Raw genomic sequence first — 12,436 nt, 5'->3', positions numbered from 1 at the left:
GTGCCAATGACCTGTTTAGCACTCTCCCTTGCCGAGTGCAAGCACGACCGCCCCGATCAGCCGAGTTCGGCGGCCAGGCGCCCGGCGTTCACCGGCGCCTCATGAGCACGCTGCTCGGCGTACGTCACGACGAGCCCGACCTGCTGGGCGAGGTGGGCCGGAAGGGACAGCAGCGCGGTGATAGTCACCACGGCGAAGATGCCCAGCGCCGTGCCCGGCGACCCCAGCGGGGCGGTGCCCAGCGGCGCCGCGGCCACGGCCTCGATCACGCCCGCCGCCACCGTCACCATCAGCACCACGGCCGCGATCAGCACCACCCGGCCGAGCACCAGCCCGAGGCGGTCGTGGAACATCCGGAACGAGCGGCCGATCGGCGCCTGACGCTCGAAGAGGTACACCGGCCCGGCCAGGCTCAGGGCGAAGGCGAGGTAGACACCGGGCAGCACACAGAAGCACACGCCGATGCCGATGAGCAGCCCCATCAGCAGGCTCCAGCCCCAGAGGCCGAGGGCGCGACGCAGGCCGTAGCGGAGCGCACCGGCGAGGCCGACTCCCTCGCCGGCCGCTTGACGGGTGATCACCCAGGTGCCCGCCGCCCAACCCAGGCTCTGCACCAGGCCGAAGACCACCACTGCCCCGAGGGTGACGGCGAACAGGGTGGCCACGTCCGCCCCGAAGCCGTCGGGCAGCGCCGCCGGGTCGTCGGTACCGGCGGCCGCCCACTCGGCACTCGGGTCGGTCGCGTACGTGACGATCGCGATCACCACGGCCGGCAGCACCTGGGTCAGCAGCACGATCGGCAGGAGGAGGCGCCAGCCGCGCCGGACGGCCCCGAGGCAGCGGTTGAACCACCCCTCCAGGCCTCCGCCGGGCGGGGTTACCAGTGGATCGGCCGGGTCGTACCCGTGCAGGACGCCACCCGGGTACGGCGGCACGGGCCAGGCCGGGGCACCCGGATAGCCGGGCGGGCCCCACGGCTGCCCGGCAGCGGGACCCCACGGGTACGGGGACGCCTTCGGACTGCCGGGGTACGGCGGCGACGCGGCCGGGTCCCCGTACTGCGGTTGCGGCGCGGCCGGGCCCCACGGGTTCGTTGGCGGCGCGGCCGGGGCCCACGGATCGGATGGTGGCGCGGATGGCACCGTCGGATCCGAGGCCGGCGGCACCGATGTGGCACCGGACGCAGGGTCGGGATCGCCGGGCGCTGGCGACGGCACGGTCGGGGGTGGCTGGTCGGACAAATGAACCCTCCTCAGCGAGCGCTGGAACGGTTCATGATCTTCCCTGGTGTGCTGCCGGCACCGTACCCCCCGACCGGCCGCGGTCTCGGCGGATCACGGCCGGCGGTCCGCCCCGTCGGGCCGGAGGCCGCTCAGGCGATGACGCGCACCCGCTCGGCCTGCGGCCCCTTCTGGCCCTGGGCGATCTCGAACTCCACCCGCTGGCCGTCGTCCAGCGCCTTGTAGCCGTCCATCTCGATGGCGGAGAAGTGGACGAACACGTCCTGCCCGCCGTCGACGGCGATGAAGCCGTAGCCCTTTTCGGAGTTGAACCACTTCACGGTGCCCTGTGCCACGGTGCACTTCCTCACTCTGCGCGGCGTTCCCACTCACCCCGGGACCGGGCGCGCCGGACCGCGAGGCGGCACCGGTTCGGCGAGCGGCGACGGCCGCTGAATCGGTGACCGAAATCGCACGCTACACGAGGCGTGACGGCGGCGCACGACCACAAATCGGGCATATTCCGAGCGTTCCACATTGCCGTTCTTCGCTGTGGTAGGCATTCGGCATGACGAGCACTCCGGGCGGGCGCGGCCCGGGGCAGGTGGCGATGGCACGGGCGCGGGTGCGCCGGGTCCGGCCGCGCGACGCCGCCCGGATGCGGGCACTGCGGCTGGAGATGCTCGCCGACGCGCCGCTCGCCTTCCTGGAGACGATCGCCGACGCGGCCGCCCGCCCGCACGCCGAGTACGCGGCGCGGATCGCGTACACGTCCACGGGCACGGACACCGCCCAGTTCGTGGCCGACCCGGGCGGCCGTCTGGTCGGGCACGCGGGCGGCACGGTCGCACCCGAGGAGCCCGGGCTCACCGTCGTCTACGCCGTGTACGTCACCCCCTCCTGGCGGGGCACCGGCCTGCTCGCCGACCTGATCGACGCGGTCGCCGGCTGGTCACGGGCCTGCGGTCGCCGCGAGCTGATGCTGGAGGTCGTGGTCGGCAACGACCGGGCCTACCGGGCGTACCAGCGGCTGGGCTTCGTCGACACCGGCGTACGCGTCCCGCACCCGACGATCCCGACCCTGACCGAACTCCAGATGCGCCGCCCGGCGTGAGCGCGCGCGTTAAGAAGGGCCCCTTCCACTACCTGAGGCGTTAAGAAGGGGCCCTTCCTTGCACCTCAGGCGTGGCGGCGGCTCTGCACGACGCGGAACCGGTTGGCCACGTACGCGCCGTCCGTCAGCGCGGCGTTGGCCGCCGCGTTGGCGCCGCTGCCGTGGAAGTCGGAGAACGCCGCCGACTGGTTCACGAACACGCCGCCGGTCAGGTTGGCCGACAGGTGCACCCCGACCTCGATCGCCGCCGCCTCGGCCGCGTCCAGCACGGCCTCGTCCCGGGAGTAGACCGCCGCGGTCAGCGCGCCCTTCTCACCGACGGTGGACCGCAGGACCTCCAGGCTGTGGGCGGTGGAGTCGGTGGCGATGGCGAAGGAGATCGGCCCGAACCACTCCCGCGCGTAGGTCGCGGTGTCGCCCGCGTCCAGCTTGACGATGGTCGGCGTCCGCACGACCGCGCCGGGGAAGGCGGGGTGTTCGACCGTACGCGACTCCAGCACCGGCTCGCCGACCTTGGTCACCTCGTCGAGGCGCTCCAGCACCCCGTCGTTGACGATCGCGCCGGTCAGCTCGACGCCGCGCGCCGGGTCCGCGGTGAGCTTGCCGACCGCCGCCGCGATGCCGCCGGCCACCTCGTCGAAGCTCTTGTGCCCCTGGTCGGTCTCGATGCCGTCCCGGGGGATCAGGATGTTCTGCGAGGTGGTGCACATCTGGCCGCTGTACAGGGTCAGCGTGAACCCTAGGTTGCGGCACATCCCGGCGAAGTCGTCGGTGGAGTCGACCACCACCGTGTTCAGGCCGGCCTTCTCCGTGTAGACCTGCGCCTGCCGGGCGTTGGCCTCCAGCCAGTCGCCGTACTCGGTGGAGCCGGTGAAGTCGACGAGCTTCACGGACGGGTGGAGGGCCAGCGTCGACGCGAGCTTCTCGCCGGACGCCTCGGTGGCCAGCAGCACCAGGTTGGGGTCGAACCCGGCCTCGGCGAGCACCTCCCGGGCGTACTTCACGGTGACGGCGAGCGGCAGCACCGCCCGCGGGTGCGGCTTGACGATGACGGGGTTGCCGGTGACCAGCGAGGCGAAGAGCCCGGGGTACGAGTTCCACGTGGGGAACGTGTTGCATCCGATCACCAGCGCCACGCCGCGCGGCACGACGTGGAACGTCTTGGTCATCCGCAGCGGGTCGCCCTTGCCGGCCGCCTTCTCCCAGCCCGCCGTCCCCGGGTGCCGGGTCATCTCCGCGTACGCGTACGCGACGGCCTCCAGCGCGCGGTCCAGGGCGTGCGCGCCGCCGGCCTGGAAGGCCATCACGAACGCCTGGCCGCTGGTGAACTGCACGGCGTTGGCCAGCTCGAACACGTTCTTGTGCAGCCGGTCGAGGATCTCCAGGCACACGCCCGCCCGGGCCTGCGGGCCGGCGTCGCGCCACGCGGGCAGCGCGGCGGTGGCCGCGGCGACGAGTTGGTCGCCCGCCGCGTGCGGGTAGCGGACGCCCAGGTCGACACCGAACGGGCTGGCCTCGGTGGCGACCGTGCTCCCGTCGCCGGGCTGGTCGAGGGGGAAGTCGCGACCGAGGTACGCCTCGAAGGCGGCCTTGCCGTCGGCGGCGGCGGTCTCGCCGTACACCCGCGGGCTGGGTGACTCCGGGTAGGCGGACCAGTACCCGCGTTCCGAGATGGCGGTCAGCGCACGGGTGAGGGTGTCGGCGTGCCGGTCGTACAGGGGGTGCGGGGTCTCCGTCATGCCCGCCATCATGCAACAGAAACCCGCACGATCAGTAGTGGCGTGTCACAACTCAGATCGTCAACTGCCAGTCCGTCCAGCCGTCGACCGGCCGGAAGCCGATCTGCTCGTTGATCCGGATCATGTGCTGGTTGACCGCCGCGTTCCAGGTGTCGACGGCGCGGAGCTGTGGTTCGTTCGCAAGCGCGAACCGGAGATTCTCGATCTTGACGAGGAGGCCCAGGCGGTGGCCCCGGTGGTCGGGGTCGACGATGGTGGTCTGCTGCCAGGCGTGCCACGGCGAGCCGGGGCTGACGTCGACCATGGTCCAGGCGACCAGCCGGCCGCTCGCCTCGTCCACCGCGCCGTAGTGGTAGGTGCGCCGTCCCCGGGCCGACAGCGCCGCCTCGGTCGCCCGGATCCGCCCGGCGTCGATGTTCTCCGCCTCCAGCGTCAGGTCGCCGATCGGCGCGTCGGTGTTCATCCGGCTCTCCAGCCGGGCGACGTCGGCGACGTACTCCTCCGGAACCGGACCGTGCCAGCCCACCGCGCGGTAGCCGGCGGAGCGGGCGCGTGCGCCGGCCAGCAGCGCGTCCAGGGCGGCGTGGTCGAGCGCCGTGACGTCCAGCCGGCGCCGAACCTCGGCCAGGGCGGCGTGGGCCCCGGCGGCCGCGGCGAAGGCCGCGCCGGCCTCCGGGCGCGCCGGCCCGTCCGGCAGCGCCACCACGGTGTCGCAGTAGAGCCGCTTGCGGCCGTGCTCCCGGGCCACCTCGACGGCGTACGCGAGCAGCGCCCGACCCACACCCCGGCGCCGGTGCTCCGGGTGGACGACCAGGTCCACGCTGGCGTTGTCCGTGTTGTCGAGTTGCGGGAACCGCACTTCGAGGTGCCCGGCCGCCACGCCGTCGAGCCGGGCCAGCGCGCGGGTCACGACGTAGCCCGGCATCGGGTGGCGGGCGTACGCGGCGAACTCGTCCCGGGTCTGGACCGGGAAGTCGGGCAGGTCGACGGTGGCGACCGCGGCGGTGATGCGGTGCGCCTCGTCGATCGCGGCCGGGTCGGCGGCGTCGTACGGGGTGACGGCGATGCTCATGGGAGCGAGCGTGCGCCGAAAACGCGATCGGGGCCAGCGGTTTTCCGCCGGCCCCGATCGGACGTGGTCGGGAGGGACGATCGCACAACGCCTCCGGCGCTGGGTCGTAAGAACTTCGCAAAGTCTCCGGCGAAACGCCCTCCCGCACGGAGCATCTTGCGCCGCCCGGTTGCTGTCGTCAAGTCCTGGACGGTGCGTTTCCTGCACTCAGTGCGAAAAGCCGATTACTGCGCGGATCGCCCGATCCCCCGTTCGGGTGATTCGCGCCCACGTCGGTGATCGGTCAGCCGAGGAGGCCGGCGTCGCGGGCGGCGCGGAGGGACGGTTTGATCCGGTGGGTGGGGCCGACCTGGCCGGCGACGGCGTCGAGCGTCTTCAGGCCCTCGCCGGTGTTGAAGACGACCGTCTCGGCGGCCGGGTCGAGGCGGCCGGACTCGACGAGCTTGCGCAGCACGGCCACGGTCACCCCGCCGGCCGTCTCGGCGAAGACGCCGGTGGTCCGGGCGAGCTGTTGGATGCCGGCGCGGATCTCGTCGTCGTCGACGTACTCCATCCAGCCCCCGGTGCGCCGGACCGCTTCGAGGGCGTACAGGCCGGCGGCCGGGTCGCCGATGTTCAGCGACTTCGCGATGCCGGTCGGCTTGACCGGGGTGATGGTGTCGCTGCCGGCGTGCAGCGCGGTGGCGATCGGGTTGCAGCCGGCCGACTGCGCGCCGAACACCTTCCAGCCGCCGGCCGGGGCCTCCACCAGCCCGATCTCGACGAGTTCGCTGAACGCCTTGTCGATCTTCGTCAGCAGCTCGCCCGAGGCCATCGGGATCACCACCTGGGCGGGGATCCGCCAGCCGAGCTGTTCGGCCACCTCGTACCCGAGCGTCTTCGACCCCTCGGCGTAGTAGGGGCGCACGTTCACGTTGACGAACGCCGTGTCCTCGAACTCGTCGGTCTCCACCAGCTCGCCGCAGAGCCGGTTCACGTCGTCGTACGACCCGTCGATGGCGACCAGGTCACCCCCGTACACGGCGGTGGTGATCACCTTGCCCTGCTCCAGGTCGCTGGGGATGAAGACCACCGACGGCGCGCCGGCGCGGGCCGCGTGCGCGGCGACCGAGTTGGCCAGGTTGCCGGTGGAGGCGCAGGCGAACCGGCTGAAGCCGAGCGCCCGCGCGGCGGTCAGCGCCACCGAGACCACCCGGTCCTTGAAGGAGTGCGTCGGGTTGGCGCTGTCGTCCTTGACCCACAGCGGCGCGGTGATGCCCAGCTCGGCGGCGAGGTGCGGCGCGGCCACCAGGGGGGTCAGCCCGGGGTCGAGGGTGACCCGGGTGGCCGGGTCCTGACCGGCGGGGAGCAGCGCGGCGTACCGCCAGATGTTCTGCGGGCCCGCCTCGATCCGCTCGCGGGTGACGGCGGCGAGGGCGGCCGCGTCGTAGTCGACCTCCAGCGGGCCGAAACACTCGTAGCAGGCGTGCTGGGCGACGAGCGGGTAGCGGGCCGAACAGGCGCGGCAGACCAGGGCGCGGGCGGGGCCGGCGGCGGTGTCGATGCCGGAGGCGGCGAGCGTCGACGTCATGTCGAGATTCCTCTCATCTTCCCCCGCGTCGCGCTCTGCGGCGGGGACGGAATTGGCACCTGCCCCGCCGGTCGCTCTGCGATGAGCACGCGGGGTGGTTGCCGGGGCGTCGTCGGGCCGTATCCCTCAGCCCCTCTGGATGAGGTATGCAGTTGTGTCGCCGAGTCTAAGCATCGCCAGCCGGCTGTCCACCGCTCGTTCCCACGCTGTGGCCAGATGTGACCTACTCCGCAGGGACGAAGACCGCGGTTGGCGCGCTTTGGAGCTGATCCATCTGTGCGATCGGTCGAGCGGGAAGCTACTCGGCGCGCTCGCGAACATAGACGCCGCGCCCGGGCGACCCGATGACGACGCCGCGATCGCGGAGTAGCGCCACGGCCCGGGCCGCGGTCGAGAACGACACCGAGTACAGGTCGGCGAGCTTCGAGTACGAGGGCAGCTTGTCGCCGGGCCGGTACTCACCGGCCTGGATGCGCGCCGTGATGTCGGCGGCGATATCGACGTAGCTGAGCGGGATGGCGGGCATGAATCCTCCGGGTTGGCACCTCCATCTGATCACCCGACCGCGACGAACCTCAAGAACATCGTTGACCTATGTCACTAGGTTGAATAGCATCGAGCCGAGTCGTCCGGGTTGGCACCAGGGCGGATTCACCCGGGTGGACGCCCGGGTTGCCGGGGCGGCACGGCCGGTCGCCCCGGCGCTCAAGAACGTCGGTCAGCACCCATGAGCCGGCCCGGGGCGGGTGCCGGGCTCCGGACGGCAGCCACCCGGGCGGTTGCCGTCCGCCCCCGCCCGCCTCGATGCCCCCCGACCAGCGAAGAGGAGTGCGATGGACGCGCCACGCTGGATCATCCACCTGCCCACGACGCTGACCAGCCAGGACGCGGCGATCACGCTGGCCGAGGCGCTACGCGACTCGCTCGGGCACGTCACCGTCCTCGACTTCGGCGAGGCAACGCTGAGCGAGGAGGATCGCCAGTTTCTGCGTACCCGCGTCTGGTGCGACCACCGCCTGCCCGGCGGTCTCCGCTGCACCCGCCGCGCCGACCACCACGGCGACTGCTCGGCGGCCTGATGACGTATCCGGCTCAGCTCCAAAGCAGCCAGTCTGGCGGGCCGCCTGCGTGGGTTACATCAGGGTCTTGGAAAGCAGGGGCCCCGCCAGGGCCGAGCCATCCGAGGTCTCTAACGGCGATTGGTCACCGCCGCGTAGGCGAGGCTGCCACCAGCATGCCGAGGCCGGAGGGGAGGAGTTCCGACCAGGGAAGCGGCAGATGCCGGACCACCAACCGGGTCGTCACGGCGGCGGCTAGACCGGCAACGACCAGCGCGGTCAGCGCCCACCGCCACCGGCGATGCTGCCGGCTGACCGACACGCCCAGCGCTGCCCACCCGAGGATGAGACCGAACTCCGCGAACCACGGGACAAGGGCGGCTAAGGACGCGACAGCGAGGCCGACGACGGACACATGAAGTGCCGACCGGATCGAGACGGTCTGGTCCGATGCAGGGACGTACGTGAGCTGGTCGTCACTTCCGCGGGCCCAGCGTCCGAACGTTTCCGCTTCCTCGGCCACGCCTCATCGTCGCAGCCTCCAGGGCCCAAGCGCCTCCCCGTGCCGGCTAGGACACGACGTCCTTGCGGGTGAAGCGCCAGAAGGCCAGACCCCAGAAGAGGGTCGCGTAGCTGATCGCGGAGATACAGCCGCGCACCACGTCGTCGGTCTGCACGGGCGTCGACAGCAGTCCCAGCCAGGCGGTGCTGTAGTGCGTCGGAAGGAAGGTGCGCAGCACGCCGAGGGCGGTGATCTGGTCGAGGATGCTGGACAGGATCCACAGCAGCACCGCGCCGCCGACCGCGCCGAGCGCGGCGTCCGTCGACACCGACAGCAGGAACGCCAGGCCGGCCACCACGAGGAGTACGACGGCCAGGTACCCGAGCACCGCCAGCAGCCGCAGCAGCCCCTCGCCCGGCTCCAGCTGGGCGGCGACGGTGCTGCGCAGCGGCTCCCACCCGTAGCGCAGGGTGCCCAGCAGCAGGGCGGTGCCGGCGAGCAGCAGCAGGGCCAGGGCCGAGTACGCGAGCGCGACCAGCAGCTTCACCGCGAGCAGCCGGGCCCGCGGCACCGGCACGGCGAGCAGGTAGCGCAGGCTTCCCCAGCTCGCCTCGCTCGCCACGGTGTCACCGCAGAACAGCGCCACCACGACCACCAGCAGGAACGACGCCGAGACGAAGATGGTGAACAGGGTGAAGTTCAGCCCTCCGGTGGTGGCGAACTCGATCAGGCTGCCGAACTCGCCGCGCCCGTTGTCGTCGTCGTCGCCCGAGTCGAACTGGAACGCGATCAGGATGATCAGCGGCAGCAGCACCATGAAGCCGAGCGCGAGCTGCGTACGCCGCCGCGACGCCTGCCGCCGGAACTCGGCGACGAACGGCAGGGTGGCCGACGGACGGTAGCCCGCCGCCGCGCCGGACGCCGCCCCGCCGGCACCACTCCTGGACGACGTACCGACCATCACCGGTCCCCGCTTCCCCGAGAGTTCTCGCCGACCAGGGCGAGGAACGCGTCCTCCAGGCGGCGCCGGGGCACCACCCGGTCCACCCCGATGCCGGCCCGGACCAGCTCGGCTACCACCTCGCTGCGGGCGGTGCCGTTGGTGTCCACGACGAGCTGGCCGTCACCGTCGGGAAGCACCCGGACGCCCGCCAGGCGGTCCAGTACGGCCCGCGCGGCGTCCGGGTCGGTCACCTCGACGAGGACGCTCGGCGACTCGCCGACGATCTCCTCGACCGGACCGGACGCGACGATCCGGCCCTTGTTCACCACGACGGCGTGGGTGCAGGTCTGCTCCACCTCGGCGAGCAGATGGCTGGAGACCAGCACCGCGCGCCCGCCGGTGGCGTACCGCTGGAGGACCCGGCGCATCTCGGCGATCTGCGGCGGATCGAGCCCGTCGGTCGGCTCGTCGAGGACCAGCAGCTCCGGCAGGCCGAGCATGGCCTGCGCGATGGCGAGGCGCTGCTTCATGCCGTGGCTGTACGTCTTGATCTTCCGGTGCACGGACGCGCCCAGCCCGGCGATCTCCAGCGCCTCGTCGAAGTGCGCGTCGTCCCAGGGCCGGCCGGTCGCCCGCCAGTACGCCTTCAGGTTGTCCAGGCCGGACAGGTGCGGCAGGAAGCCGGGCCCCTCGACCAGCGCGCCGATCCGGGACAGCACCGGCGAGCCGGGCACCAGCCGGTGCCCGAACACGTAGATCTCCCCGGCGGTGGGCTGGGTCAGCCCCATCAGCACCCGCAGGGTGGTGGTCTTGCCGGCGCCGTTCGGGCCGAGGAGGCCCACGACCTGCCCCGGGTGCACCTCGAAGTCCACGTTGGAGACCGCGACGAAGCCGTCCGCGTACTCCTTGCGGAGTTCCCGGACGACCAGCGGCGTGTCCGCGTACGCCGGGTGGACGCTGCTCTCCTGGCGGCGGTGCCGGCGGCGGAGGACGGCGACGAGCACGACGAGCCCGACCGCGATCGCGGCGAGCAGGCCGGCGAGGACCCAGCGCCAGACGGTGGCCGTGGTGGGGATCGGCTCGCCGGTGACCGTGGGCAGCGCGACCGCGCCCCCGCCGAGGGCCACGGTGTGCACGGTGGGCTCGACCGGCGTGGCGTACGCCTGGTCGGAGGTCGCCACCACCAGCCGCAGCCGGTGCCCGGCCTCGATCCGGCGGACGATCGCCGGCAGGGTGACGGTGACCGGCGCGGCGTCCTCGACGGCCGGCGGGAGCCCGGTGAGCCGGACCGGCGCGACCAGCCCGTTGGGCAGGGTGGCCGCGCCGCTGGGGTCGACGTCGTAGAGCTTGACGAAGAGCACCGCCTCGCCGGTCGGGGACGCGGCGCGGACCGACACGGTCGGCGCGCCCACCACGTCCACCGCCTCGGGCAGCGGGGCGGACTCGAAGCGGGCGTGCTGGCCGGGGATGTCACCGGCGACCCCGCCCAGCAGCGAGGAGAGTTCGCCGGCGAACGGCACCGAGGAGATCGCGGCCGGGTTGCCCGCCGGCGGGTTGGCGATCCGCTGCGGCGGGCCGGCCACCACCACCTCACGCCGGCCGGTGCCGGTGATCCCGGGGTAGTCGGTCGTGCGGTAGCCGCTGGCGACCAGCCCCCGGTCGAGGGCGTCGAACCCGGCGATCCGGGAGAAGGTGAAGTCGTCGCCCGGCGCCGGGCCGGTGCCCTCGACGTAGTGGTCGAGCCACTGCACGGTCAGGAACTTCACCCGGTCCGAGTCGGTGGTCGGACCCGCCCCGCCGTCGTGGCCGCCGGTGTACCAGGCGACCCGCACCGGGGTGCCGTTCGCGGCGATCCCCCGCGCGTTGGCGTCGGCCTCGGCGAGCGGGAAGAGGCTGTCCGCCGCGCCCTGCACCAGCAGGGTCGGCGCGTCGATCCGGTCGAGGACGCCGGCGGGACTGGACCGGCGCAGCAGGTCCACGCCCGCCTGGTCGGCCCGCCCGGTGGTGGCGATCCGCAGGTACGCGGCGCAGACGTCGGGGGCGAACCGCCCGCACGCCGGGTCGGCGGCGCGGGCCGGGGCGCGACCCGGGCCGGTCCCGGGGCCGGCCGTCGGGCCGGGGCTGGGCGGCCCGGCCGAGGCGGGCGCGCCCTCCGGCTGGGCAGCGGTCGTCCCGGAGATGCCGGCCGGCCCGGAGCCGACGTTCCCGCCGCCGCCGAAGAACAGTCCCGCCCAGCTCTTCTTGAACACGCCCTCGACCGGCTCCCGGCCGGTGCTCTCCGGCAGGAACGCGCGGGAGAGGTCGTTCCAGGTGATCATTGGGACGATCGCGTCGACCCGCCGGTCCTGGGCGGCGAGCAGCAGCGCCAGGCCGCCGCCGTACGAGCCGCCCACCACGCCGACCCTCGGGTCGCCGGTGGCGTCGGTGCGGATCTCCGGTCGGGCGGCGAGCCAGTCCAGCAGCCGCTGCGCGTCGCGTACCTCGTAGTCGGGGTGGTCCAGGTGGATCTGCCCGCCGCTGCGTCCGAAGCCGCGGGCCGTCCAGGCGAGCACGGCGTACCCCCGGCCGGCGATCTCCTCGGCGTCGGCGCGTACCGACTCCTTCGTGCCGCCGAAGCCGTGCGCGAGCAGCACCGCCGGCACCTTCGCGCCGGCGGACGCCCCCTCCGGCAGGTAGAGCGTGGTGTCCAGATCGACCGGCTCGTCGCCGGACGGTCCGGACCGGACGGTGAGCAGCGCCGACTCGGTGCGCAGGTCCGGCCCCTGCGGCCGGACGGCCCAGGCCACGCCTGCGGCGAGCAGGACGACGACCGCCGCGGCGGCCACCGCGCGCCGGCGGGTGGGGCGGGCACGCCGGATCCGCGCGGCCGAGAACGGCGATCTCATGCGGCACACGGTACGGCCCGGATCCTGAGCGTTGCCTGAGATCCTCCGTACGTTCGTCCGGTTGGCCCGATCGGCGTGACGGGCTCGGGGCGACCGCGTCGGGGCCGGTCCATCCAGCGAGATGAATTCGGATCACGTGAATTCGGATCTTCAGCCGAAAAAGCGCTGATCATGTCAGATCGCTCCGGTAGATCACACGGAGGGTGCCGGTACGGCCAACCGCACGTCACTTTGCGCTAGGTGACGCGAAACTGACTGATTGACGACGGGAAGGGTGCGCGGAGCGTCGGTTAGTTTCCGGGTCCGGTGCATGGGACTAGGACGTCGATCCCG

11 protein-coding genes and 1 riboswitch are annotated in these 12,436 nt (G+C 72.8%); of the genes, 2 read left to right on the top strand and 9 right to left on the bottom strand.

From position 1 onward, the window contains the following. Positions 1–56: 56 nt before the first annotated feature. A complete protein-coding gene (locus tag ACN26Y_RS10010) occupies positions 57–935 on the bottom strand; it encodes a hypothetical protein (RefSeq protein WP_422734640.1) in 879 nt (292 codons plus the stop codon). Between the two features lie 437 nt (positions 936–1,372). Next, positions 1,373–1,576, bottom strand: coding sequence for a cold-shock protein (locus ACN26Y_RS10005; RefSeq protein ID WP_067305333.1), 204 nt, complete (start codon positions 1,574–1,576; stop codon positions 1,373–1,375). A 212-nt stretch (positions 1,577–1,788) separates the two neighbouring features. Here ACN26Y_RS10005 and ACN26Y_RS10000 point away from each other — a divergent pair, with 212 nt between their 5' ends. Then, positions 1,789–2,334, top strand: a complete 546-nt coding sequence (locus ACN26Y_RS10000; protein WP_155330030.1) for a GNAT family N-acetyltransferase — start codon at positions 1,789–1,791, stop codon at positions 2,332–2,334. 65 nt (positions 2,335–2,399) lie between these two features. On the opposite strand, the gene paaN is transcribed toward ACN26Y_RS10000, so the two are convergent. The 4 genes from paaN to ACN26Y_RS09980 all read right to left on the bottom strand — a co-directional run bounded on the left by paaN (position 2,400) and on the right by ACN26Y_RS09980 (position 7,241). Continuing rightward, the gene (paaN, locus tag ACN26Y_RS09995) at positions 2,400–4,073 is read right to left on the bottom strand and encodes a phenylacetic acid degradation protein PaaN (protein WP_196255830.1); all 1,674 of its coding nucleotides are present in this window, start codon (positions 4,071–4,073) and stop codon (positions 2,400–2,402) included. Between the two features lie 52 nt (positions 4,074–4,125). Continuing rightward, positions 4,126–5,145 carry a GNAT family N-acetyltransferase gene (locus tag ACN26Y_RS09990; protein ID WP_155330028.1) on the bottom strand — a complete coding sequence of 340 codons (1,020 nt, stop codon included), beginning with the start codon at positions 5,143–5,145 and terminating at the stop codon, positions 4,126–4,128. 283 nt (positions 5,146–5,428) lie between these two features. Continuing rightward, entirely contained in the window at positions 5,429–6,715 is a 1,287-nt protein-coding gene (thrC, locus tag ACN26Y_RS09985) for a threonine synthase (protein WP_155330027.1), read from the bottom strand. A 10-nt stretch (positions 6,716–6,725) separates the two neighbouring features. Continuing rightward, positions 6,726–6,861, bottom strand: a riboswitch (SAM riboswitch). A 152-nt stretch (positions 6,862–7,013) separates the two neighbouring features. Beyond that, positions 7,014–7,241, bottom strand: coding sequence for a winged helix-turn-helix domain-containing protein (locus tag ACN26Y_RS09980; RefSeq protein WP_155330026.1), 228 nt, complete (start codon positions 7,239–7,241; stop codon positions 7,014–7,016). 307 nt (positions 7,242–7,548) lie between these two features. Between ACN26Y_RS09980 and ACN26Y_RS09975 the strand changes: the two genes are divergently transcribed. Next, the gene (locus ACN26Y_RS09975) at positions 7,549–7,794 is read left to right on the top strand and encodes a hypothetical protein (protein ID WP_155330025.1); all 246 of its coding nucleotides are present in this window, start codon (positions 7,549–7,551) and stop codon (positions 7,792–7,794) included. A 124-nt stretch (positions 7,795–7,918) separates the two neighbouring features. Here ACN26Y_RS09975 and ACN26Y_RS09970 read toward each other — a convergent pair whose 3' ends face one another. From ACN26Y_RS09970 to ACN26Y_RS09960, 3 genes are read right to left on the bottom strand one after another with little or no spacing between them, the layout of a single operon-like run. Continuing rightward, entirely contained in the window at positions 7,919–8,296 is a 378-nt protein-coding gene (locus ACN26Y_RS09970) for a hypothetical protein (RefSeq protein ID WP_422734639.1), read from the bottom strand. Between the two features lie 46 nt (positions 8,297–8,342). Further along, on the bottom strand, positions 8,343–9,236 hold the full coding sequence (locus ACN26Y_RS09965; RefSeq protein ID WP_155330023.1) for an ABC transporter permease: 894 nt from the start codon (positions 9,234–9,236) through the stop codon (positions 8,343–8,345). Beyond that, complete coding sequence (locus ACN26Y_RS09960; protein WP_155330022.1) at positions 9,236–12,103, bottom strand: alpha/beta fold hydrolase; 2,868 nt, start codon at positions 12,101–12,103, stop codon at positions 9,236–9,238. Before ACN26Y_RS09960 ends, ACN26Y_RS09965 begins: the two co-directional genes overlap by 1 nt. Positions 12,104–12,436: the final 333 nt, after the last annotated feature.

The organism is Micromonospora sp. WMMD558 (assembly GCF_049315255.1).
Taxonomy (GTDB): Bacteria; Actinomycetota; Actinomycetes; order Mycobacteriales; family Micromonosporaceae; genus Micromonospora.
This window is presented reverse-complemented; position numbering and strand designations above follow the sequence as displayed.

Excerpts from the sequence above, each read along its gene's own strand:
- paaN (WP_196255830.1), bottom strand. The coding sequence starts at position 4,073 with ATGACGGAGACCCCGCACCCCCTGTACGACCGGCACGCCGACACCCTC.
- ACN26Y_RS09990 (WP_155330028.1), bottom strand. The coding sequence starts at position 5,145 with ATGAGCATCGCCGTCACCCCGTACGACGCCGCCGACCCGGCCGCGATC.
- thrC (WP_155330027.1), bottom strand. The coding sequence starts at position 6,715 with ATGACGTCGACGCTCGCCGCCTCCGGCATCGACACCGCCGCCGGCCCC.
- ACN26Y_RS09965 (WP_155330023.1), bottom strand. The coding sequence starts at position 9,236 with ATGGTCGGTACGTCGTCCAGGAGTGGTGCCGGCGGGGCGGCGTCCGGC.
- ACN26Y_RS09960 (WP_155330022.1), bottom strand. The coding sequence starts at position 12,103 with ATGAGATCGCCGTTCTCGGCCGCGCGGATCCGGCGTGCCCGCCCCACC.
- ACN26Y_RS09975 (WP_155330025.1), top strand. The coding sequence starts at position 7,549 with ATGGACGCGCCACGCTGGATCATCCACCTGCCCACGACGCTGACCAGC.
- ACN26Y_RS09980 (WP_155330026.1), bottom strand. The coding sequence starts at position 7,241 with ATGCCCGCCATCCCGCTCAGCTACGTCGATATCGCCGCCGACATCACG.
- ACN26Y_RS10000 (WP_155330030.1), top strand. The coding sequence starts at position 1,789 with ATGACGAGCACTCCGGGCGGGCGCGGCCCGGGGCAGGTGGCGATGGCA.